We start from the raw sequence: 24,482 nt of genomic DNA on the forward strand, positions 1-24,482 counted from the left end.
CGCCAGTGGAAATCACCAAGCGGCTGAACACCAATGTGGATGCGATTGTGGCATCGGCCTGTGTACAAATGCCGTCACTGCCCTCGGTGCAATTGATTGAAAACCGCGTGGGCTTGCCCGTGTTGTCTTCTTCGGTGGCCACCACTTACATGATGTTGAAAAAACTGGGCTTAGAGACACGTGTTGACGGGTTTGGGTCGTTACTAAGTGGAAAGTTTTAGCTGAATTATCGTCTCCTTCTGCTACTCTTGAGGGGCTAGATTAAATGCAATGATGCATAGTGCGGATCGAGAGGAACAGATGTCAGATTCAAAGGTTTTTGTTGATAATTACTTGCCTGCCCTATTGGGGCAGGCATGGATGCTAGTTTCATCTGAATTTCATGCAATTGTTGAAAAGAAAGGGCTGTCTGTATTGGAGTGGCGAGTGCTATCAACATTGGCGGGTAATGGCTCGATGGGGATCACTGAACTATCACAAAAAACAGTCAGTAAACAACCGACAATTACGCGTGTTTTACAACGGTTAGAACAACAAGGGCATGTGATCCGCCACAATAATCATAGCGGAAGCGATAAACGAATTACATTAGTGAGTGTCACCTCCAGCGGGATGGCATTAGTCGATGGGCTACTAGTTGAAGCGCAACAACATGAAGAGGCTGTACTTGCCCCATTAGGCCTGCGTAAAAGTAAGATGCTCAAAGAAGTATTACAGGAATTAATTGCACGTCACAGCTTAGAAAGCATTAATGAGAAAGAAACCTCAGAGAAAAAACTAGTTAGTAAAAAACAATTAAGAAATAAAAACATAGCTAAAAATTCAACTGAATAATCAGTTAATGATGATCTAGCGGATTATCTTATCTTAGACTAATGATTTTGGTATTACAGAGATTTTTATTTTTAATTATCAAATTGATATGCAATGTTTATATGAGCAATAGCACTATTAGGATAAACGGTAACGTGATGATAGATAGGTCATTTCTGAATTTTAAATTTTTTGTATCTGTTAATTAATTGCTACTTTACATTGATTCAATTTATCTATTAACTTCACTACTGATAATTAATGATTAGCTAAACATGGAGCAATCAATGTCAGTTGTGACACTTGTACTTGTTTTTTTACTTGCGGTTATTGTGAGTGTGTTTATCTCGCGATTGCTCAAAGATATTATTCCATTACCCCTTATTCAGATAGCATTGGGCGCTGGGCTGTCCCTGTATGGTTTTACGGTTGAATTTGAACCGCATTTGTTCCTATTCTTATTTATTCCACCATTGTTATTCCTTGATGGTTGGCGTATCCCAAAAGAAGCCTTATTCCAAGAAATTAAACCGATTATGTCATTAGCGATAGGCCTCGTGGTGGTTACCGTTATTGGCATGGGGTTCTTTATTCACTGGTTAATTCCTGCGATTTCATTAGCGGTTGCATTTGCACTCGCGGCGATTTTGTCACCGACTGACCCTGTTTCAGTTTCTGCCATGACCGTTAATTCCCCACTTCCATCGCGGATGGCACACATACTGGAAGGTGAGTCGCTGCTTAACGATGCAACGGGTTTAGTTTGCTTTAGCTTTGCTGTAGTGGCTGCGTTAACGGGAACATTTTCCCTCGCTTCAGCGGCAGGCGAATTTGTGTTTGTTGCCTTTGGTGGGATCTTAATTGGTTTATTAGTCGCTTGGGCAATTGGTTGGTTGAACCAGTTCTTGGTTAAGCGTACGGGTGAAGAGCCTGCTATCCAAATTATGATCAGCCTGCTAATGCCATTTACGGCCTATTTGCTCGCAGAACATTTACATGTGTCAGGTATTTTAGCGGCGGTTGTTGCCGGTATTGCTATGCACTATGAGAAAATTGCAGGCCGTATGCAGGCTGCAACACGTATGCAAAGTAAAGCGGTTTGGGATACCGTTCAAACGGCGCTTAATGGGATGATCTTTATTTTACTGGGTGAGCAATTACCGGGTATGTGGATAAATATGCCAGAGGTTGCTGAAGCGGCAGGGGCAAGTCATCCTTGGATGTTATTTGTTTATGTTGCAATCATTACTGTGGCTCTGGCAATCCTGCGTTTTAGTTGGGTTTGGATTTCAATGACCTTAACCGTATTCCACAACCGCCGCCGAGGTAAGGAAGCGGATGTGGTACATATTCGGATGATGGCGATTATGGCGACCGCGGGTGTTCGTGGGGCGATTACATTAGCGGGTATTTTAACACTGCCATTGTTGATGCCAGACGGCTCTTTATTCCCAAATCGTGATGTGGCCATTTTCTTGGCAATGGGCGTTATTCTATGTTCATTATTGATTGCCAGTATTGCATTGCCAATTTTAACAAAAGGCCTTGTCCAAGATTTACCGTATGATAATGACGAAATCCGTGCTCGTTTAGCGCTGAATGAAGCGGCAATGGCTCACTTACGTGAGTTAATGAACCACCCTTCAGAGGACGTGGATGAAATCGCCATGCGTACGGAAGTCGGGGCACAATTGTTAGAAATTTATGGCAGACGACTTGATAATACCGATGAAACTGAATCTGATGTGTATGATTTACATCGAATGATTGAGATGGAACGCCAAATGTCTAACTCTGCATTGAAAGCGAAGCGTGAAGCGTTATACCAAATGCGGAAAAATAAAAACATTAACGAACGGGTTTACCATCGTTTACGTGATGAATTGGATCTAAAAGAAGAAACACTGAATCATCATAAAAATGGTAAACACTAGTTTATGAAATTAAAGGCCTGAATATGTTCAGGCCTTTTTTATATCAAAATAAATCAGAGAGAAAACTCTATTTGACTAATCATATTAATAGTTGATAGGTTAGTGTTAACTGCATTTAGGAAAGAAATATGTCACAGGTTGTCGCACGTTTAAGCATGATTATTACCATCACTTAGTGGTGGGGATAAATGACAACCAAAACCCGCCAGACAAGGCGGGTTTTTTGTTCTTGTCTGGTCAATTATCAGCAAGGAAATGTTAATGAATTTAACTGGAAAGCCACAAACCTCCGATAACGAAGTACGCTTACATTTTCTCTGTGGAAAAATTGCCTCAGGGAAGTCAACGCTTGCAAAGCAACTCGCTAAGCAGCCCCGAACCGTCCTATTGAGCGAAGATGAATGGCTTTCGACATTGTACCCCAATGAAATTACTGAGCTAGCACACTATATCGCTAAAAGCACCTTGGTGAAAAAGGTGTTGGAAAAACACATTAAGCAATTGATGGAGGCAGGTAATACGGTTGTGATGGATTTCCCCGCGAATACACCGAATCAGCGACAATGGCTAAGATCACTCGCACAATCATCGTATGTGCCGTACGTTTTTCACGTTTTACAGGTTGATAATGATGAGTGCAAAGCACGCCTTGCCGTGCGTAATTTAACGGGGGAAAACCCTTTTCAAACCTCAGAAGCACAGTTTGATTTAATCACCGCACATTTTTCTTACCCTACGCCAGATGAACAATTAAATTGCCAGTTTTATCCTGAGTAGAGCGCCGTTTCAGCGGCTAATAGTGGGAACAAGCCGCTGAAAAACGGGTCATTTGGGGCGATACATTTTTAAATTTTGTTGTTGCTCAATCCAATAATAATCTGCGGGGCCACCCGCACGTAGCAACGGTTTTTGCCCTGCACAATCATAAAGCCCATCGGTTAGGGTGGATTCATCAATGTGCACCATGACAACTTCCCCCATGACCATCCACGTATCGAGTAATTGGCCGTCAGCACGTTTAAGTTGCTGATATTGCGTCACGATACATTCCATAGAAACAGGCGTTTGTGCAATGCGAGGTGGTGCGATTAAGGTTGATGGCAACGTGGAAAGTTGGGTTAACGCAAACTCACTTTCCCCACGTTCAAGGGTTGCACTGCTCATATTGACCTGCTCGCCAAGGCTTAGTGTCGCAAGGTTGTAGACAAATTCCCCTGTTTCGATGGCATTGGTGACGGAGTCCTTTTTACCCACACTAGAAAAGGCCAGAATTGGCGGTGAGTAATTGAAAATATTGAAAAAACTATAAGGAGCAAGATTGGTACGGCCTTGACTATCACAGGTTGAGATCCAACCGATCGGGCGTGGGCCGATTAACGACGGAATGGGGTCATGGGGAAGTCCATGGCCTTTAGAGGGTTGATAACTATAGAATTTGGTTGTCATTGCAAGTTCCTTTTTTGTTTTATCCTAACGGATAATAGAGGCCGACGTAAGGCTAAAAAATGAAAAATGCAATGAACGCATAAAGTTTGCAGCCAATGGATAGTGTTCTTGGATATTACTCACCAATTCGCTGGATAAAACTGGAAGGGCTTTGCCCCAACCACTTTTTGAACATCGTGGAAAATGACCCCACGCTACTGTAACCCAAGTCAAAAGCTACTTCGGTAATCGATTTTCCAGCAGAAATATGGGTGATGGCACTGAGCAAGCAAGCTTGTTGTCGCCAATCCGAAAAAGAGAGCCCAGTCTGTGCCCCGAAAAAACGACTAAAGGAGCGTTCACTTTTGTGTAGCTTCGCTGCCCATTCTTGGGGAAGAGAGGTGATTTGGGGGGCTTTTAAAAACTCACGACACATCTTAGCGAGGTGCTCATCCCGTGGGATCGGTGCATAAAATGGCAAAGGTTCTGCGCGCTCAATTTCGTGCAAGATCAACTGGATCATCACACCATCACGGCCATGAAGATCGTATTCGATCGGTGTATCGACCGCCTCCAGTAATAGTTGTCGAAGTAGTGGCGAAACACGTAGCACTTCGCATTTATTGCCTTTGCGTGGTGCCGCTGCGGGTTCGATATATAAACTGCGCGTACTGACATTTAGCATACGGGTTTCATGGGGGGTATTACAGGGGATCCATACACCGCTATCTGGCGGAATAACCCACTCGCCATCGTCAGTGCTCACTTCAATCAAGCCTGTGGCACCATACAAAAACTGCGCGCGGCGGTGAACATGTGAGTCCAGCAACACATTCGGCAAGTAGTCAGTCCCGATCGCAAGAACGTCACGAGGAACGGCATCAACGGTTTTAAGGGGAATATTTCTCATGGGAATTTCTCTTGGCTGAAACTCAAACATAGTGATTTATTTTTCGAATATAGGCAATTTTTATTGATATAACCACATGTTTTCCATGGTTGGCTGAAATTCCGATCTCTTTGGCTGTTTTTCGAAAGTTGGTAAAACGGAAAATGATTACCCTAGCGCGGAAACCTAATGTATGCCTGAGGTAGAGTTATCATGGAAAATTATAACAGTCAGAATGATGAGCAAGTCGGCCTGATTGAACCTTTAACCCGTCGTCGGTTTATTCAAGGCAGCTCTGCACTCATGGCTGTCCCATTTTTAGCCGCAAATACGGTCGCTTCAACATCAGAAAACCCAGATATCATCCCAACAAAAACCATTAATAATGAGGGTGAACGTGTCGTTTCCACTTGCAGTAGTTTTGACTGCGGGGGGAAATGTGATATTCGAGCACATGTCAAAGAAGGTGTGGTCACACGTATTAGCACTCGGCCTGATGCCGATCTCGATGAAGAGATGCCAATTATGCGTGCGTGTGTGCGTGGCCGTAGCTATCGAAAATTTGTTTACCACCCTAATCGCCTGAAATATCCAATGAAACGTGTGGGTAAACGCGGAGAAGGGCGCTTTGAGCGGATCAGTTGGGAAGAAGCCACTACGCTTATCGCAAGCAACATGCAACGCATCAATGAACAATACGGCCCAGCTTCGCGCTTTGTGAGCTTAAGTACGGGTGTCACCGGGGGGATTTTCTCTGGTGCGAATATGCTACGTCGTTTATTCAATATGACCGGGGGTTTTTTAGAGAATTACCACTCGGTCAGTAACGGCAACACCATGGCGGTGACGCCATATACTTATGGAACTTCCGCGAGTGGTAGCACCTTGGATACATTGGAAGATACCCCGCTGGTGATTTTATGGGGACACAACCCCAATGAAACCATTTTTGGGCATTCCAATCATTATTTCCAAAAAATGAAGAAAAACGGCACAAAATTTATTGTTGTCGACCCTCGCTATTCCGATACGGCGTCGTCGTTAGCTGACCAATGGATCCCAATTTTACCGACGACGGATAACGCTATGATGGATGCAATGATGTATGTGATCATCAGCGAAAATCGCCATGACCAAGCTTTTATCGATAAATATACTGTCGGGTTTGATGAACACCAGATGCCTGAAGGTGTGCCTGAAAACGAGTCACTCGTCGCGTATTTAATGGGTAAAAAAGATGGTGTGGTGAAAACTCCGGAATGGGCAGAACCTATCACCAAAGTCCCTGCAGATACAATTCGCCAGTTAGCACGTGAATATGCCAGTACGAAACCCGCTGCACTAATGCAAGGTTGGGGGCCTCAACGCCATATTTGTGGCGAGCGCTCAGCGCGTGGCGCAACGTTGCTAGCGACTATTACAGGCAATGTGGGTGTGAAAGGCGGCTGGGCTGCGGGTTATGGTGTTGCGGTCACACCTGATCTACGTAAAACCCTCGCGGGACCAAACCTATTTGAAAACCCTGTTAAGGCAAAAATAAACATCACCAATTGGGTACAAGCCTGTGAGGATAAAAACCTTGTTACGCCAAACAATGGCCTGAAAAATGCCGAAAAACTCGATACCGAGATCAAAATGATTTTCTCGTTAGCGGGTAATTACATGACCAACCAAAACCCCGATATTTTACATGCCGCCAAAGTATTGGAGGATGAAAGCAAGGTGGAGTTTATCGTATACAGCGATTTGTATATGACATCGAGTGCGAAATACGCCGACATTTTACTGCCTGAAACCAGTTTTTTAGAGCGCTGGAATGTAGGGGGAACTTGGGGAACGGGCAACTATATTATTTTATCTGAAAAAGTGATTGAGCCTGAATTTGAACGCCGCAGTGATTATGAGTGGCTGTGTGAAGTGGCTGAAAAGCTTGGCGTTGGCGAGAAGTTTAGTGAAGGTCGTACGGAAAAACAGTGGATTGAACATCTCGTTAATGATGCCCACCAAAAACGCCCTGAGGATGGTATTCCTACCTTCGATGAGTTGTTGGTTAAACGCCGTCATTTACTGAAACACAAACCACATACAGGGCATGTGGCTTTCGAAAAAAACATTAATGATATTGAAAACCACCCGTTTGAGACACCGTCAGGGAAGATTGAGATTTTTTCGAAGCGCCTGTATGAGCGTAATGATGTTGATATTCCTGCGTTATCTCATTATGTCCCAGCGATTGAAGGGCCTGAAGACGACTTAACGAAACGTTTCCCATTACAGCTTATCACGTGGAAAGGCCGTAACCGTGCCAACTCAACGCAATTTGCTAACCCATGGTTACAAGAAGTCCAGCGCCAAGAACTGTGGATTAACCCTATTGATGCCAAGCGTCGAAATATTGCCGAAGGTGACTCTGTCAAAGTGAATAATGACCGTGGTGTCACACAAGTGCCTGTGAAAATCACCCAGCGCATCATGCCGGGAGTAGTCGCTCTGCAAGCCGGCGCATGGTGGCAACCTGATGAAAACGGTATTGACCAAGGCGGGTGCGCAAACGTATTAACATCGGCACGTAGCACAGCAATGGCACACGGAAATGCCCATCAAACATTATTGGTGGAGGTAACAAAAGCATGAGCAAATTCCACGTTTACCCCGCAGTGAGTGACAAACAACTCGGGTTTTATATTGATTCGGCGCGCTGTTCTGGCTGTAAAGCGTGTCAGGTGTCCTGTAAAGATAAAAACAACCTCGACGTCGGGCGCAAATACCGCCGCGTGTATGAAGTGACTGGCGGCGAGTTTATCGAAAACGGCACAGGGGGGCTGGTGAATAATGTCTTTGCCTATACGTTATCCATTTCATGCAACCACTGTGCCGACCCAATGTGTGTCAAGAATTGCCCAACCACAGCGATGCATAAGCGCGAAGGGGACGGCATTGTGATGGTTAATACCGACAAATGTGTTGGGTGCGGAACTTGTGCATGGTCTTGCCCGTATGGTGCGCCACAGATGAACCCCGAAACACAGCAAATGTCGAAATGCGATTTTTGTATTGACCTGCAACTTAAAGGTGAGCAACCCGTTTGCGTGGCAACTTGCCCGCTAGGCGCGATTCAGTTTGGTCCAATCGATGAGCTCAGAAAGCGTTATGGTGAATTGGCTAATGTACGGGGGTTACCAGATTCCGCGATCACACACCCTAACCTTGTCATTCATCCGCACCAAGGTTCTGGTTGCCAATCTCAAGACACACAAGGAGAAGCCAAATGAATGAATGGCCATTATTGTTATTCACCTTTTTGATGCAGTTATCTATTGGGTTAAGCATCATGCTAGGAATTTCTGCAAAGAAACTGTCTTCGACGTTTGCGGGGAAAGTTAATCCGCAATTTTTCCTGTGGTATCTGTTTGTGGCCTGTGTTTTTGCAGGTGTAGGGTTATTATCATCGATTACCCACTTAGGTGTGCCAACCAATGCGCCTAATTCGTTGTTAAATCTCTTTTCTTCTTGGCTAAGCCGAGAAGTGATATTGACGGCCACCTACTTTACATTTTTAGGGCTCACTTTTTTATGGCTTTGGTTTAAAAAAGAATTGTCTTATCTGCTGCTGGGTATGGCGATTATTGCGGGGCTTTGTGATGTGTATGCCATGGCGTCAATCTATCGTTATACCTCAATGTTAACGTGGATGAATGATAATACTTATCTGATGTTTTACGGGACGATGCTAACGGCTGGCGCGGCAGGTTATTATTTATTAATCAGCGTATTACTGCGTTTTAAAGCAGGGAGTTCGGGGATACAAATTCCGACTCGTGGGTTGTGGGTATTATGGGCGGTTATTGGTGTTAGCTTATTTATTCGCTTAGTTTATCAACCTGCTTATGAAAGTTACCTAGTCCACACCAGTTATAACAACGAGTCGATAACCTTCCCTATTGATTCTATTCATGCTTATCAAGCCATTTGGTCACTGCGCATGACCAGTTGGGTGGTAGGGATGTTAGCTGTGATAATGCTCGGGTTTGGCATATTCCGCCGCATGCGTACAGCGTCAAGTGAGGCATTAACCTCAAGTGGTCAGGGGTATTTAGTATTGGGGTGTGGCTGTGCGATTGTGGCTGAGTTTATGCTGCGTTATTGCTTTTACTCTATTCATATTTAAGGCAATTGTGATTAATTTTTTAGGAAGTTATCTGTCATTATGATCCATTTTTTACATTATGCAGCGGCCTTTAATATTTTAGGGGCTTGTTATCTATTTTCGCCCAATGATGATGCCAGTCACTACGCATTAAGTTTTTTTAAATTGGATGATTTTGCTACCCAGTGGCCTTGCAAAATAAGCCCTCAATTGAGCAATCGAATTACGCAATCTTTAAAGATTGAACGGCAAAAGTTACATGAGCAATGGACTGATTTATTTATTGGCCCTAATACATTACCGGCTCCGCCTTGGGGCTCGGTATACCTCGACCCCGAGGGGGTATTGCAAGGTTCATCGACACAAGCGTTGAGCGCATTTTTACAGCGTGAGCGGTTAAAAGTGCAAACACGTTACCCTGAACCGTCAGACCATGTTGGTTTAATGTTATTTCAGGCAGCAGTGTTAGCGTCAGAGGTCAGAGAAAGTGCATTAAAAGAATTACTGGTTGAACACTTGGGAAGTTGGTTGCCGCAATTTTCTCATCAACTAAATAGAACAATATCAAATTCATTTTATACGTCATTAACGGAGTTAGCGCTGGTAACGGTAAAATCATGTAGCTAATCGGTTGTTGATGGTATTTTTCATTCAGTATATTTGACTGTTAAATGGTTAATTAAACGTAATATTTGAATGAGGAAATAGTTAACAATTTATAATTAAATGAAAATTGATTTAGTTATAAGAAATGCAAATTAAAATGATTCCCACTTTAATTTTCTGAGCCATAATACAATTTTACGTCATACTACTTAATGATCGGTATTTAAAGCAAAGGGGGTATAAAGTGGTCAATCTATTTAATCGGCTGTTGTCCCATGAAGATGCGGGAAAATTACTGTTACGTCTTTCTGTGGGCGGTTTGATGTTGTTCCACGGCATGAGCAAATTAATGACAGGTGCCAGCGGTATCAAGGCGCTACTGGCTTCTTATGGCCTACCTGAATTTATCGCTTACGGGACTATTTTAGGTGAAGTCGTTGCCCCTATTTTTATTATTTTAGGGATTTTAACTCGCCCATCAGCATTGTTAGTGGCGTTTACCATGGTGGTTGCATGGTTAATGATTGGTTTAGATAAAACCTTTGTTCTGGATAAAACAGGGGCATGGGCGATTGAAAGTATCGTGTATTTCTTCTTAAGTGCCATTGCGTTGGCATTTATGGGCTCAGGACGGTTCTCAGTGATGCGCAATGCATGCTGGCGATAAATAAATTTTAGTTAAGAGTTTCGACATTGCTTTGAGAAAAGACCATCAAAATTTTCTGATGGTCTTATTTTTTGCCTAACGCACTGAAAATTAAAGGTAAATGATACTTTTTAATGATTGGTAATTTAAGCTGTTTTAGCTATAATAGCCAAACGAGCCATTTTATCCTGTAGGTGATGTATGGAAACTATCTCCGCACAAGTTGCTAAAAATCAATTTGGTGATTTATTGATGAAAGTTCAACGTGCACCTGTTGAAATAAGTAAGCATGGGAAACGTGTTGCGGTTGTTATCTCTTCAGATGAATATGACCAGCTAATGCAGTTAAAATTACAGAGCTTAAAAGCTGTTTTGGCTGAATCTATTTCGCAAGCAGAGCGCGGTGAATTTCATAGTATTGATGATGTATTTTCTCCGTTAACTAAGGATGAACTTGATAATAAGGCTTAAGGATGAGCGTTAGGTTTACTCAGAAAGCGAAAGGGCATATTCGCTCAATTAGGCTTTATTCTATGCGTAGATGGGGGGCCAATGTTGCAGAGGCTTATGCTAACTCATTACGAATGACAATGACTGATATACTCGCGAGCCAGCCATCTCTTGGTCGTGATCGCAGTGAAGATTTGTATTTGGGTATTTTCAGCTTTCCTGTTGAAAGCCATATAATTTATTATCGAAAAGCGCCTGAAGGTATTGAGGTGCTAGCAGTATTACATCATACGCAAGACCCCCATTCTCATTTATAAAAATCCGTTCTAGCGATGAGTTAATTTTCATTAGGGCATTAATGTTGCTTTTGGAATAAGACCATCAAAATTTTCTGATGGTCTTATTTTTTGAGTAATAACCTGCTGAACTAGTTATTTTTCAACACAGTTTCGCGGAAAAATAGGTCTAACAAGCTGCTGTCTCGACATGCAGGCTCAGGAAAATCCAAACGCTCAGCGCGTTCAACGGTCTCCATCACTAGCGCATCTATCGCAGGGCGCCTTGCACCATAATGGCTTTCATCTACATTCGACTTTATCACTAAGAGCGCCTCAATTTCTGCCAGCACAGATTTATCGGTAACGGTAGCTGCCACTAATTCTGAAAAAGCCATTGGTGGCATACTTTTATGTATTTCTATCCAACGCAGTGCTAAAACGGCTCTAAGCAGATAAAAATACTTTTTAAGTTTGACTTCTTTACCTTTAAAATCCGTATGTAAGTTCCGTTTACTGATTGATAAGTAATGATATCTAGACTTTAATGGCGAATAAAATTTTTGAGCAAGTTGCTCTAGCTCAGCAAAAAAATCATTGTCTTTAAAGTAGACGATAGGGGAATGTAGCCATTCTATTAATGCAGGGTTTGAATTACGCATTAATTTTAAAGCCTTGGATAATTCCCAGCCAGATATATCCAGCTCATCATCTATCGGTTTCTCTATGACATCCCGCTTGGGGTCTAGCGTTAAGCACCAGTCTAATTTATGAACATAGATAAATCGCACATCATAATCGCTATCGCGGGAGGCAAAGCCCCAACCGCGACTGCCTGATTCACAAGCAAAAAGAACTTTAACGTGATGACTTTCTTCTATTTCTTTGAGCGTATTGCCTATCCGTTCTCTCATTAGCACGGATACACTTCTACTGTTGGTTTCCATGCTCTCTCCTTTTTCTAACCTTTCACACACACCACTTGGCGTAGGGTATGCACGATTTCAACTAATGATGATTGTGCTGCCATTACGGCATCGATGTCTTTGTATGCCATCGGAATTTCATCAATCACATCGCTATCTTTTCGGCACTCAACGTGCGCAGTTGCCATTTTTTGGTCGCTCACAGAGAAACGTTTTTTGGCTTCTGTTCGGCTCATCACACGGCCTGCACCGTGGCTGCAAGAGCAAAAACTTTCTTCATCACCGAGCCCGCGCACAATAAAACTTTTTGCCCCCATCGACCCTGGAATGATCCCCATTTGGCCTTTTCGAGCAGACACAGCGCCTTTTCGTGTTACCAAAACTTCTTCACCAAAATGTTGCTCTTTTTGCACATAGTTATGGTGGCAATTTACCGCTTCTTGTTGTGTGGTAAACGGTTTTGGAATTTCACGTGAAAGTGCTTCCAGCACTCGGTGCATCATCACTTCGCGGTTATGGCGAGCAAAATCCTGTGCCCAACCCACAGCTTCCATATAGTCATTAAAATGCACGCTGCCTTCTTCAAAGTAGGCTAAGTCCCTATCTGGTAGGTTGGCAATATGTTGCTGCATATCTTTTTGTGCTAATGAAATGAATAGGTTACCTATCGCATTCCCCACACCCCGTGACCCGCTATGCAACATCACCCAAACGCGGTTTTGCTCATCCAAGCACAGCTCAATAAAGTGATTCCCTGTTCCCAACGTCCCTAAGTGGTTGTAATGGTTAGTCCCTCGTAGTTTCGGGTATTTATCGCAAATACGTTTAAAATCTTCATCCAAATGTGCCCAGTGGGTATCGACGATATCCGGAGTACGGTGCCATGCGCCTTTATCACGTCCATGTCGATGAGTAGTTCGACCATGGGGTACAGCGGCTTCGATAGCAAAACGGATATTCTGCAAACTATCTGGCAAATCAGACGCGGTTAGGGAGGTACGTACCGCAATCATTCCACAACCGATATCGACCCCTACAGCAGCAGGGATAATCGCCCCTTTGGTTGGGATCACGCTCCCAATGGTTGACCCTTTCCCCACGTGCACATCTGGCATTACGGCTAAGTGTTTAAAAATAAATGGCATCTTGGCGGTATTTTGCAATTGCGTTACCGCTTTTGGATCTACGGGAACCCCATTAGTCCACATTTTTACCGGTACGCCAGTTTCTTGAATTAATTGATTAAAGTTATTATTACTCATTGTTATTCCTTAATTTTTACCAATCCGTTTAATACTTGGTCTAATCCACCGTAAACGGAAATTTGGTCGATTCGATGTGCGATGCTTTCTAAGGTTTCAAGCTCTTTTAAGCGCAGCGCGACAGGGTTGTTTTCCATCACTTTGGCGGTATTTAACAGCGAACGGGTGGCAGCCGTTTCTTCGCGGCGGCGGATCACGTTAGCTTGTGCTGATTTTTCAGCTTCAACCACTTGGGACAATATTGTGCGCATTTCGCCCGGTAAAATAATGTCTTTCACACCAATGCTATCGACCTCTAAGCCAAACTCCGCAATGCTTTTCACCACTTGAGTTAGCATTAGTTCATCGATTAACTGTTTGTTTTCTAAGAGTTCATCCAGTGTACGGGTGCCCACGATTTCTCTTAATGAAAACTGTAATTCACGGTATAAATGCTCCACTGGCTGGCTCAACTGAGAAAATGCATGTAGCACATCGGCATAGCGCCAGTTAGCCGACAAATTAATGCGCAACGTCACTTTATCTTTGGTTAAGATTTCTTGCCCGCTGACTTCCAGTGACTGTAAACGCGTATCAATGATGTCAATTTCTGGGGTGTGTTCTACACGCCAGTAACCGTGAGTACCCGCTTCAAGTAACCCCGTGATTTCACCGTCAATTTTTAATACGCCAATATGCCAAGCCGGTATTTGAGCCACAAGGCACAGTTCGCTACCTTTGATGCGTTTTTTCGCGGCTAAGCGCTGAGTCAACGCTTCTGGTAGCACTAAATGGTCCACTTTTTGTTTTTCGACACGCAGTGTATTGCCTGACTTCCAGTACAAGCGGCGTGTTGCTGGGGATAAGATCTCAACCAAGTTATTGTGTGAATATAAAAAACCAATCTCATCATCGGATAAATCAATATCGACACCATAGGAAGCGACCCAATTTGGGTGATATTGGCGAATTTGCTCTGCAAGTACGGCGTCTATTGGCTTATCAATAGATTGCGAGCAAACATCGATGACTTGAATCTCAGGCTTCTGCTTAACTGACCAAAAACCGTAATTACCCATTTCTAAAAGGCTTTTTATTTCACCATCCACTTTTAGTAGGCCAATTTGCCCCGCAAAGATTTGCGCCATCACACATAAATCACGGCCTTTAACGCCTTTCTTATGCACGACATGTTCGGTTAGCTCGTTTGTCATCGCTAATTGGGTCACGCTATGTTTTTCGATACGTAAATCATCGTTGGTTTTCCAGTATAAACGGCGTGTTTGTGGCGCGATAATTTCAACCAAATGATGATGTAAGTATAAAAAGGCGACTTCATCATCGGATAAATTAATATCAACACAATACTCATTCACCCAATCCATATGGAATTGGCGCAAATGGTTTGCCAGCTTTTCTTCAATCGGTTCATTGTTCAAGGTGAAAAATGAAACCGTCAGTTTATTAAACCAATCTTGTACGCGGTGCTCACCTGCCACTAACAGTTGTTTGAAATCACCATTTTTTGACGTTAGTGCAATTAGTCCTTGAGCGACATTTATTTTTTTCATTATTTTTCCTTTTATTTATGAGTCTGACGCTGAAGAACAAAACGAAGTCATGAGGGGAAAGAAAGAGCGCCAAATCGGCTGTCTAAATTTCTGCTCATCACTCGGTAAGGCTCTCGAGTGCCAGTTTTTAGCTAAACTTCAGCTAGGTTTTATTTACGTTTGGAATCGTATTTAAGTTCAGGAGTCGAACCTGATAGCTAGGCTATTACCAAGGTATCTTACCGACGGCGGCATACAGACCATGTAGTGACAACAGCCACCATGTCTGCACCGGTTGAACGCGAAGTTCAGACATTTTCCGGCAGTGGATAAATTTATAATTGCCAGAAGCGTGCCAACTTTTTAAATACGGTGAAAAATATTTTTATCTTAATGAAAAATAACAATTAATTATTTTTTGGATAAAAGTGACTTACAATGAGTGAGAAAATGAATTAGGCTATTTATTATCTTTTTATATCGTATTTTATAAATTTATATAAATCATGAGTGAAAAACGCAAGGTTGTGATCGGTGTGCTTGGCACGGTATTGGACAGGCGAGGTAAAAAAGCCAATCGCTGGACCAAATGGCGCCCAACGGTTGGGCTATGCCAACAGCCGAATATCAATATTGGCCGCTTTGAATTAATTCATCAGGTCAATGACTACTCGATGGCGCATCGCGTCAAAGAGGATATTGAGCAAGCTTCACCACAAACGGAAGTTGTTTTGCATGAGGTGGATATTGCAGACCCGTGGGATTTCGAGGAAGTGTATACCTCGCTACTGGATTTTTCTGCGAGCTACCCCTTTGATACGGACAACGAAGAGTACCTTGTGCACATCACCACAGGGACGCACGTAGTGCAAATTTGTTGGTTTTTATTAACCGAAGCGCACTATTTGCCCGCTAAACTTATTCAAACATCACCCAGTGAGAAAGGTAGGGAAAAAGACCCTATTGGTATTCACACGGTGATTGACCTCGATTTAAGTCGCTACACCCATATCACCAGCCGCTTTCAAAAAGAGCAACAGCAGCAAGTCTCATTTTTAAAATCAGGCATTGCTACACGCAATAGCGCGTTTAATACCATGATTGAGCAAATTGAACGGGTGGCGTTACGCTCAAAAGCCCCGATTTTACTCAATGGCCCAACAGGGGCAGGTAAATCGTTTTTGGCTCGGCGAATTTATCAGTTACGTGAAAGCCGCCATCAAGTAAAAGGGCGGTTTGTGGAAGTGAACTGTGCCACGTTGCGCGGCGATAATGCTATGTCGACGTTGTTTGGCCATGTGAAAGGGGCGTTTACGGGGGCGTTAAACCCCCGAAAAGGGCTGTTAAAAGAAGCAGATGGCGGCATTTTATTTCTCGATGAAATCGCTGAGCTTGGCCTTGATGAGCAAGCGATGCTGCTTAAAGCCATCGAAGAAAAACGTTTTTTTCCTTATGGTGCCGATGAAGAAATTCACAGTGATTTTCAATTAATTGCGGGGACGCATCGCAACTTGGCGCAACAGGTGGAAGAAGGTAAATTTCGTGAGGATTTATTCGCCCGCATCAATATGTGGACATTTGCCTTACCCGGCTTGCGTGATCGCCGTGAAGATATCGAACCAAATATCGATTATGAGCTCGTAAAGTTCAGCCAAGATGCACAAAACCAAATCCGTTTTGATAGCGAAGCGCGTAATGTGTATGTGAAATTTGCCTGTTCCGAACAAGCACTCTGGCGCGGTAACTTCCGTGAATTGGGCGCATCGATTAGCCGCATGGCGACCTTTGCGGAAAAAGGGCGAATAACCAAGCCGATAGCTGAAGAGGAAATTGGGCGTTTGCAATCCCAGTGGCAAGTGAAAGCGAGCAATTCATTACCTAAACACGTGGGTGAAATTGATTTATTCGACCAACAGCAATTAGCTACCGTACTGGATGTATGCCGCCGTTCTTCATCCCTTTCAGAGGCGGGACGAGCGTTATTTGCGGTCTCTCGGCAACAGAAAAAACAACCCAATGATGCGGATAGATTACGAAAATATTTGGCGAAATTTAGCTTGGATTGGGATGGGGTGAAAAACTAACCTTATCGATAAAAGAAAAAGCCCCCGAAGGGGCTTTTGTGTGTTTAGTTCAAATCATTGACGCAGATGGCATCGAGTGGTTTAGTGTTAGAAATATCTGTAGGTTGATCTCCATCTGAATATGGGTTGTAAATAGAGTTTGTTGTACTAGTTTGTGTATCAGCGGTCCAAAAAAAATGTCTAGCACCTAGATGGTCCAGAGTAAACTTAGCTTCCCATTCTTGGAAAACTTGCTCGCCTACTTGACGTTTACGGCTGTTTCCAATTGAAAGGTCTTTATACTTAATTAAACGGCTAGGGGCAGTACAAGTGTTTCTTGATGCAAATGCGCCCATTTTCCCATGATTGTCATACCATTTTTTCAAGGTAAATCGATAATCAATAGTACGTTTATAACCTGTATGTGGTTTTGGTACCCCTTTAAATATAGGGATCATTGCATTACCGTTACGGATTGGTATTGGTTTGTGTTGCATGGTGACAACCCCTTTATTATCAATAGAAAGCCAATCAATGTCGACACTCCAATCGTAATCGGTTGGTTGTCCAATAGGGACCGTGATTTGAAATTTAGCGCCTTTGAATCCAGTATTAGGGAACCCGTCACTCATAGAGAATGAATGTGATTGCGCAATGATTTCTGATGTTCCATAAGTAATAACCGTAATTGGAGGTACAGTGTCATTATAATCAATGGAAGCACTATCAAGGGTTAGGTTTGACTTCCCAATTGCATCATTCTTGAAAGTACTGGTATATACGCCATTGCTATTTTCTTGCAGTGTATTAGCAATCGTCCCTGCACTTGCTGATACGCGAGGTCTTTTCCCTAAAATAGGATTTCCACTTGCATCTTTGAGCACTAATTTGACGGTGATATTAGCATTACTGCCTTCATCAATCTCATGTGAACTCACGGAAAACTCACTTTTTCCAGCCACAAACACGGGTTTACCACTTTGCACGGTTAGGCTAATTGGTGAACTTGTTTGAGCCCCCACTTTTGCGGTAATGACATAATTCCCGCTAATAGATAAGCTCAATTCCCCTTTAAATTGCATTCCGTGTTGTTGCCACGTTGGTTGGTTAATCGCACCATTTGCATTTTGTAAGCGGATATCCGTTGCTTGTATCAAGACGTTATTTCCATAAATGTCTTTCGCGGTTAATGTAAAGTTGACTTTTCCACCAATGGAAATGGCATTCTTATCAATAGATAATTCAACGCGATTGACCTGCTGTACACCAGTAAATGGTTGAACAGTTATTTTCGTGCCTTTTTCGAGATTATTCACTTTCGCTGTTAACGTATGTTCTGCGGTCTTTTTCAAGTTCACTACTACGGTATATACACCGATTTGTTGACTATCTTCAGCCCAATTTGGCGATGTAAAACTTTCAGGTGTATAACTATCGGATAGAGAAATATCCGTACTGCGAACATTTTTCACGCTATTTCCATGCTGGTCTTTCAACGTTAACGTGAGAGTTACAGGGGTATTTGGCAATACACTGGTTGGATTTGATGTCAGTTGTATTGAGGCCACGCTGTCTTTACCTGTTGGTGAATTCACTTGCATCGTTTTTATATCAGAGATGCTGTTCACTTTTACGGTAATGGTTTGGTTACCCACTTGGTTTAAGGCAAGTTCGGTACGATAAACCCCGTTTTTGCCCTCTGTCCATGTAACCACTTGTGCCACTGATCCAGAGGTAAGTGTGATATGGCTTGGTTTGACTTCGACAACGCCATTACCAAATCTATCGGTTAATGTCAGTGTCAGTTTGTTTTTCTCATCAACTTCAGTAGTTGATGGCGTTTGCAAGCTAACTGCTGTGACATTATCAAATCCTTTCAATGGATTAACATGGATTCTAGTCGTTTTAGTCTGCCCGTTTACTTTAGCAATCAAGGTGTGATCCATGACTTTATCAAGTTGAACGCTTGTGCTGTATGTTCCTACCGTTGACGGTACTTTAGTCCATGATGCACGTGTTGTAATTTGTGCATCGGCATTGGTTAAGTTGATGTTTGAAGTTAATACATCATCCACCTCATTACCAAAGCTATCTAGAACGCTTAATGTGAGCGTTGTCGTTTCGCCCGCAGATATTGCGTTTTGTGCCGCAGTTAGCGTGATTTGGTTAACGTTAGCGGTGCCTTTCAGCGAATTAACGGTAATTGGGGATGTTGATGCTGACTGATGATTAACAGTTGCAGTCAACATATGGTTCCCAATAAGCGTTAAAGGAAGAGAAGCCTTGTAAACCCCTTCAGACGCCATACGCCACGCGATTCGACTATTATCAATCACTTCAGTGGTGTGGCTATCTTTGAGTGCAATATCCGCACCATTAACGCCAATAACGAGGTTATCGTATTGATCTTTCAAGGTTAGCGTTAATTCTACGTCTTTACCCGCATCTAGTGATGCGATATTGCTGACTAATTGCGCTTTAGCCACCTTCGCTTGACCACTCGGGGCGGTCACCTCGATGGTTTGAATACGACTTGGTTGGTTATTTACCGTGGCTTTAAATTGGTAATTGCCTACCGTATCTAACCGCAGTTTGGTGGTATATAGGCCATCTTGTGGATTTGCCCATGTAACCACGGTGGTTTTTCCATTGTTGGTGAGCTGAATAGCATTTGTATCGACGTCAATAACACTATTATTAACCTTATCTGTTAAGGCTAACGTTAATAGTGCCTCTTGACCCGCCTCAATGGTACCTTCATTGGTTTCAAGTGTGGTTTTATGGACATGATTTGCACCTTTGGCTGGGGCAACGTTTAGTTCCAGCTTATCGCTGAGTACTTTATCTGCCACCACTTGAATGGGTTGCTTGCGTAGCTTGTTCATCGTGAGTTCTTGAGTATACAGCCCTCCGCTAAGTTCTTTCCATGCAGAGGCAGACTGTAAATTAGTCAACAATTTTAATGAACTTGCTGCGCTAGTCAGTTTGTTATCGAACTTATCTTTTAACCCAACCGTTAGCGTAACGTTATTACCTGAATTTGCAGTGTTATTTTTCGCGCTGTGAGTAATCAAAATCGTCTCTAATGAACCCCTTAACCCATTTTTATCGTAAGAGGTGATAGGGATCTCTTTCGGTGGGTTAACATCCCAATCGACAGTTTCTGATTGCCCGTTGGCTTCCACCATTATCTGATAGCGGCCTGCTTTAGATGCTGGTAGTTGAGCGATATATTTATTCAATACATTTTTTTCCATAAATATAATGTCTTGCTTTTGCCCATTGACTGTCACGGTGATATCGCCACTACTGACATTTTTAACTGGGTTTTTATATTGGTCAGTTAGGCCAATGGAGAGTGATGATGGCTGCCCTGCATCACTGTTGGCGACAGGTGAAATGGTGATTGTTTTCACGGCATCGTTACCCACAGGTGAATTGACCGTGACACTTGCCGTATCAGTAAACTGACCAATACCTGCTGTCAGATTATGTGTTTTAACATCACTGAGCAGGATATTAGTGCTGTAGAGACCTAAGCCATGGTTATCTTCATCCCAGACAGTGGATATTTTATGGCTACCATCAGTCAGTGTGATCATATTATTATTAAGGTGAATGACTGGATTGTTATCCGCATCAGTCACTTTTAAAGATAACGTGACTTTACTGCCTGCTGTAATGGTGCTTAAGTTTGTTGTTAACTGAACCTTATTGATATGGCTTTGGTTGGTTGATGGCAGTGCGTTAATCAATACATTATGACTTTGTATTTGGTTAACCGTTGCTCTGAGCGAGTGGATCCCTGCGATAGAGACTGCTGTTGATGCAGTATAGATGCCATTCCCTTTTGATATCCAACTTAAACCTGTGAGGTTTTTCTTAATGTGTGCATCATTAATGGTGATATCTTTAGCGGTAATCCCTTCAACACCATTATTCCATTGGTCCATTAATGTTAGAGTCAGCTCTGTTTGACTTCCTACGGTCAGTTGGTTGGTACTGGCTTTGAGCTCAACGGCTTTTACCTGTGTTGGGTCTGTTAGTGCGCTGACACTGATTGTGAATGGTGTATTTGCTCGGTTATTAACTTGACTTACAAAAGCGTTTTTCCCTTGTTTATGTAATGGGATGGTGGTGGTGTAAATACCTGCGCCTTTCTCTAACCACGTCAATTTAGTTACAAGCGAAAGGTTATGCTCTAATTGAATGTCTGTGGTTTGCACCTTTTCAACACCATTGCCATGGCTATCAGTCAGTGTTAATTGCAATTCGACAGAGTCACCCACCTTAAACGTCTTGTTTGTCGCTTTTAATTCCACCTTGTGCACGGCGGATTTACCCTGTGGGGCTTTTACATCGATAGCCTGTGATTGGCTAATGCTGTTGACTGTGACTTTTAAGGTGTCAGCGCCTAACTGACTTAATAATAAGTTAGCGGTATAAGTGCCATCTGCATTGTCTTTCCAAGTTACTGCGCCTGATTGTTGATGAGTAATCGCGATACTGCTACTGTCGACGCCTTTCAGTGGGTTATTAAAGCTATCTTTTAACGCCACCATCAACTGTACAGTGTCACCGGATGTTAACTTGGTGTTTGGGGTTGCCTGAAGAGCAACCTGACTCACCACACCACGTTGGTCTGTTGTACCACCGCCATTTGCGGTTGCGGTTACCGTGTCAGGTTGTGCTACCGTCAGTGTTTTTGCCGTGGATGATTGTTTATTGGCGCTAATCACCACGTCATAAGACCCGCTTTGTTGCCCCGGTAGTTTCCCGCTGTAGCGGCCATCCGCTTGTTGAGTCACTACGATATTTGGCAGTTTTTGCTTATCGATGGTGGCATCAATGTGTTGGATGCCATTAACAGGGTTACCTTGATCATCGTTCAAGACAACGGTAAAGGTACTTTGCGCACCTGCTGCTGCGTTGGCGATATCATGGATATCGATTTTATGGATAGCGTTAATCCCTAACTGTGATTTGACATCAATCGCAATAGTTGGGCTTTGTATCTTATTGGCGGTGATAAATAAGTGGTCTTGCCCCAATTGTGTTAAGACTAAGTTAGCTGTATAGGTGCCATCTTTTTGTGCTGTCCAAGTGACTTGGCCTGCTTGTTTGTGGGTGAGCGATTGTGTTAAATCGATACCCGTCAATGGATTACCAAAGGCATCTTCCAATGTCGCCGTTAGCTTTAACGTGTCGCCAGACTTTAAGTTTTTGGCTGGTGAAACGGCAAGTGCTACACGACTCATCACACCGTGAGAACCTGATTTACCGCCATGATTAACCGCAGTAGGAACTGGAGCATTAACGGTTAAGGTTGATTCTGTGGATTTAACGCCACCCACCGTGACAATGACTTTATGGTCTCCTGATTTTTGGCCAGAAAGTGTGCCGGTATAAGTCCCTTTGTTGACTGTTTCCGTTATCTTAAGTAACTCTTCTGCGCCATTGATAGAGACGACTGCGTTATTATTTACCCCTGTAATGGGTTGGTTATTGGCATCGGAAAGTACCAAGGTAATGGCACTAGTTTCACCTGCTGCGGGTTTTTCGATATTTTTGATATCAACTTTGTGAATTTGAGTCGTACCCGTGGCATTCCCAACATTAATATTAAGTGGAGAAGTGGTTATTTGGTTCACTTTCACGGTTAAAGTGTCTTGACCAATCTTTGTGAGTGGCAAAATAGTGGTGTAGTCTCCGTTACGGAGGTCTACCCAATTAACGGAACTCACACTAGGTTGTTGATGCTTTAATTGAAGGCTAGCGCCGCTGATCCCTTCAAGGGGGTTACCAAAAGTATCTTTAAGTGCCACGGTTAATTGTAATGACTGGCCTGATTTTAGGTCGTTAATCGGTGATGAAACCAACGTCACGGTTTTAACGACACCGCGTTGATTTGCTGTGCCACTCCCATCTTTTTCTTTCGCAGTGATGGTTGCTGCGGTTTTAACGTCCCAAGGTTTCGATGCCGTTTTATTGTTAGTTGTCACTTCAACGGTATATTTACCCGTTTTTTGTGCTGGTAACGTTCCGGTATAAGTCCCTTTTTGAGTGAGTGACTCTGTTAAAATAATGGGTGCTGACTGGCTGTTGATATTCGCCGTTATCATCTTGTTAATCGCGGTAACGGGGTGCTGATACTTATCGGTAACCTTCACGGTGATAGTTTGGGGTTCGCCTGCTTCACTCGGAGTGATGGGGTCCAGTTCGACATTAGCAACTTTATTGATATCAGTCGTATTGCCTACTGTAATGGTGATCAATGGTGATTTATGACCATTAATAGACGCCACTAACTCACTAGTACCTGTTTGCATTAACAGCAAAGGTGTTGTGTAAGTGCCATCACCGTTATCTAACCATTTCAGCGAGCTCGCTTTATATCCATCCAAAATGATATTACTAGGGTCGATAGCCGTTAATGGATTATTAAATGCATCAATGATGGTTACGGTGATATTAAGATTATCACCTGATTGCAGATTCGTGATATCACTTGTCTTTATGGCAATGTTATTGATAACGCCGCGTTCACCACGATTACCCGTCCCGCTTGAGTTATTCGGGCTAATTGGCGCTGGTTTTTTCACGTCTAAAGTATCTTGAACGGAGCTTTGGCCATTCACCGTGGCCGTAATTTGATGATTGCCCGCTTGCAGAGCAGGCAGTTCAGCGGTGTAGCTACCATCGGTGTTTGGAGTTACAGGTAGAGAGTGCGTGTTACCATCAATGGTAACCTCGATATTTTGCACATCCTTGACAGGGTTGCCGTTTTTGTCGGTAAGCTCCACTTTGATGGTCGGCTTGTCCCCCGCATTTGGGGTTTTTGTGTTTGGCGTAACAACGATATTTTGCACACTGTTGTTGCCCGTGGCTTTGCCCACGGTGATGTCAGTTTTTTGGCTGGAAACTCCGTTCAGTGAGGCGGTTACATCGATATTGCCGAGGTCTTTGAGTGGCACCTGAGCGGTGTAGCTGCCATCATTGTTATCGACCCAATTTAACGTGTCGCCTTTTAGGCTGCCTAAGTGAAGATTATTTTTGTCTAACCCTTTGATGCCGTTACCAAAGGTATCTGTTGCTGTTACCGTGACCTCAAGGGTATCGCCAGACTTCAAGTTTGTGGTAGGGCCCGTTTTGATGTCGAGCGCATTCACCACACCTTGTTGACCTGCCTGCCCTTGGTTGTTTGGCGAGATGGGTGCAGGTGGCTGCACGTTTAGGGTCTCTTTGTTGGAATCTTTGCCATTCACGGAAACATTAATTTGTTTGTCGCCACTTTGCTGCGCAGGCAGTTCAGCGGTGTAGCTACCATCGGTATTTGGGGTCACTGGCAAGGTGTGTTTGTCGTTGCCAATGGTGACTTCGATATTTTGTACATCCTTGACAGGGTTGCCGTTTTTATCGGTGAGCTCCACTTTGATGGTGGGCTTGTCCCCCGCATTTGGGGTTTTTGTGTTTGGCGTAACAACGATATTTTGCACACTGTTGTTGCCCGTGGCTTT

Annotated in this window: 18 protein-coding genes; 12 read left to right on the top strand and 6 right to left on the bottom strand. The window is 43.3% G+C overall.

Annotated elements, in window-relative coordinates; translation table 11 throughout:
- The 4 genes from AC4IFT_RS21315 to AC4IFT_RS21330 form a co-directional block, all read left to right on the top strand.
- A partial coding sequence (locus AC4IFT_RS21315) for an aspartate racemase/maleate isomerase family protein (RefSeq protein ID WP_490752668.1) occupies positions 1-221 on the top strand: 221 nt, incomplete at its 5' end.
- 79 nt (positions 222-300) lie between these two features.
- Positions 301-834 (top strand): MarR family winged helix-turn-helix transcriptional regulator, encoded by a 534-nt coding sequence (locus AC4IFT_RS21320; protein ID WP_490737232.1) that lies wholly within the window; start codon positions 301-303, stop codon positions 832-834.
- Positions 835-1,100: 266 nt separating this feature from the next.
- Positions 1,101-2,747, top strand: coding sequence for a Na+/H+ antiporter (locus AC4IFT_RS21325; RefSeq protein ID WP_490737234.1), 1,647 nt, complete (start codon positions 1,101-1,103; stop codon positions 2,745-2,747).
- Positions 2,748-3,008: 261 nt separating this feature from the next.
- Positions 3,009-3,524 (top strand): P-loop nucleotide/nucleoside kinase family protein, encoded by a 516-nt coding sequence (locus AC4IFT_RS21330; RefSeq protein ID WP_490752669.1) that lies wholly within the window; start codon positions 3,009-3,011, stop codon positions 3,522-3,524.
- A 48-nt stretch (positions 3,525-3,572) separates the two neighbouring features.
- Here AC4IFT_RS21330 and AC4IFT_RS21335 read toward each other — a convergent pair whose 3' ends face one another.
- Both AC4IFT_RS21335 and AC4IFT_RS21340 read right to left on the bottom strand, forming a co-directional pair.
- Positions 3,573-4,193 (bottom strand): flavin reductase family protein, encoded by a 621-nt coding sequence (locus AC4IFT_RS21335; protein WP_490752671.1) that lies wholly within the window; start codon positions 4,191-4,193, stop codon positions 3,573-3,575.
- A 115-nt stretch (positions 4,194-4,308) separates the two neighbouring features.
- The gene (locus AC4IFT_RS21340; protein ID WP_490752673.1) at positions 4,309-5,082 is read right to left on the bottom strand and encodes an AraC family transcriptional regulator; all 774 of its coding nucleotides are present in this window, start codon (positions 5,080-5,082) and stop codon (positions 4,309-4,311) included.
- A 192-nt stretch (positions 5,083-5,274) separates the two neighbouring features.
- Between AC4IFT_RS21340 and AC4IFT_RS21345 the strand changes: the two genes are divergently transcribed.
- The 7 genes from AC4IFT_RS21345 to AC4IFT_RS21375 all read left to right on the top strand — a co-directional run bounded on the left by AC4IFT_RS21345 (position 5,275) and on the right by AC4IFT_RS21375 (position 11,227).
- Entirely contained in the window at positions 5,275-7,695 is a 2,421-nt protein-coding gene (locus AC4IFT_RS21345; RefSeq protein ID WP_490752675.1) for a DMSO/selenate family reductase complex A subunit, read from the top strand.
- Positions 7,692-8,333 (top strand): DMSO/selenate family reductase complex B subunit, encoded by a 642-nt coding sequence (locus AC4IFT_RS21350; RefSeq protein WP_490752676.1) that lies wholly within the window; start codon positions 7,692-7,694, stop codon positions 8,331-8,333. The genes AC4IFT_RS21345 and AC4IFT_RS21350 overlap by 4 nt, the downstream gene beginning before the upstream one ends.
- Positions 8,330-9,229 (top strand): dimethyl sulfoxide reductase anchor subunit family protein, encoded by a 900-nt coding sequence (locus tag AC4IFT_RS21355; RefSeq protein ID WP_490752678.1) that lies wholly within the window; start codon positions 8,330-8,332, stop codon positions 9,227-9,229. The genes AC4IFT_RS21350 and AC4IFT_RS21355 overlap by 4 nt, the downstream gene beginning before the upstream one ends.
- 39 nt (positions 9,230-9,268) lie before the next feature.
- On the top strand, positions 9,269-9,835 hold the full coding sequence (locus AC4IFT_RS21360; RefSeq protein WP_490752680.1) for a molecular chaperone TorD family protein: 567 nt from the start codon (positions 9,269-9,271) through the stop codon (positions 9,833-9,835).
- A gap of 223 nt (positions 9,836-10,058) precedes the next feature.
- A complete protein-coding gene (locus tag AC4IFT_RS21365; RefSeq protein ID WP_206086291.1) occupies positions 10,059-10,481 on the top strand; it encodes a DoxX family protein in 423 nt (140 codons plus the stop codon).
- A gap of 180 nt (positions 10,482-10,661) precedes the next feature.
- Positions 10,662-10,931, top strand: coding sequence for a type II toxin-antitoxin system Phd/YefM family antitoxin (locus tag AC4IFT_RS21370; protein WP_219245555.1), 270 nt, complete (start codon positions 10,662-10,664; stop codon positions 10,929-10,931).
- Positions 10,932-10,933: 2 nt separating this feature from the next.
- Positions 10,934-11,227: a type II toxin-antitoxin system RelE/ParE family toxin gene (locus AC4IFT_RS21375; RefSeq protein WP_219245556.1), complete on the top strand. Its 294-nt coding sequence runs from the start codon at positions 10,934-10,936 to the stop codon at positions 11,225-11,227.
- Positions 11,228-11,337: 110 nt separating this feature from the next.
- On the opposite strand, the gene AC4IFT_RS21380 is transcribed toward AC4IFT_RS21375, so the two are convergent.
- Genes AC4IFT_RS21380 through AC4IFT_RS21390 form a run of 3 tightly spaced genes read right to left on the bottom strand, consistent with a single transcriptional unit; the run spans position 11,338 to position 14,500 of the window.
- Positions 11,338-12,132, bottom strand: a complete 795-nt coding sequence (locus tag AC4IFT_RS21380) for a nucleotidyltransferase domain-containing protein (protein ID WP_490752682.1) — start codon at positions 12,130-12,132, stop codon at positions 11,338-11,340.
- Between the two features lie 14 nt (positions 12,133-12,146).
- Complete coding sequence (locus AC4IFT_RS21385) at positions 12,147-13,373, bottom strand: RtcB family protein (protein WP_353243952.1); 1,227 nt, start codon at positions 13,371-13,373, stop codon at positions 12,147-12,149.
- 2 nt (positions 13,374-13,375) lie between these two features.
- Positions 13,376-14,500 carry a slipin family protein gene (locus AC4IFT_RS21390; protein ID WP_490752689.1) on the bottom strand — a complete coding sequence of 375 codons (1,125 nt, stop codon included), beginning with the start codon at positions 14,498-14,500 and terminating at the stop codon, positions 13,376-13,378.
- A gap of 908 nt (positions 14,501-15,408) precedes the next feature.
- Between AC4IFT_RS21390 and rtcR the strand changes: the two genes are divergently transcribed.
- On the top strand, positions 15,409-16,986 hold the full coding sequence (gene rtcR / locus AC4IFT_RS21395; protein ID WP_490752685.1) for an RNA repair transcriptional activator RtcR: 1,578 nt from the start codon (positions 15,409-15,411) through the stop codon (positions 16,984-16,986).
- A gap of 44 nt (positions 16,987-17,030) precedes the next feature.
- Here the strand turns inward: rtcR and AC4IFT_RS21400 are convergent, their stop codons facing one another.
- A complete protein-coding gene (locus AC4IFT_RS21400) occupies positions 17,031-24,461 on the bottom strand; it encodes an invasin domain 3-containing protein (RefSeq protein WP_490752687.1) in 7,431 nt (2,476 codons plus the stop codon).
- Positions 24,462-24,482: the final 21 nt, after the last annotated feature.

Source organism: Providencia sp. UF-183 (assembly GCF_058246155.1).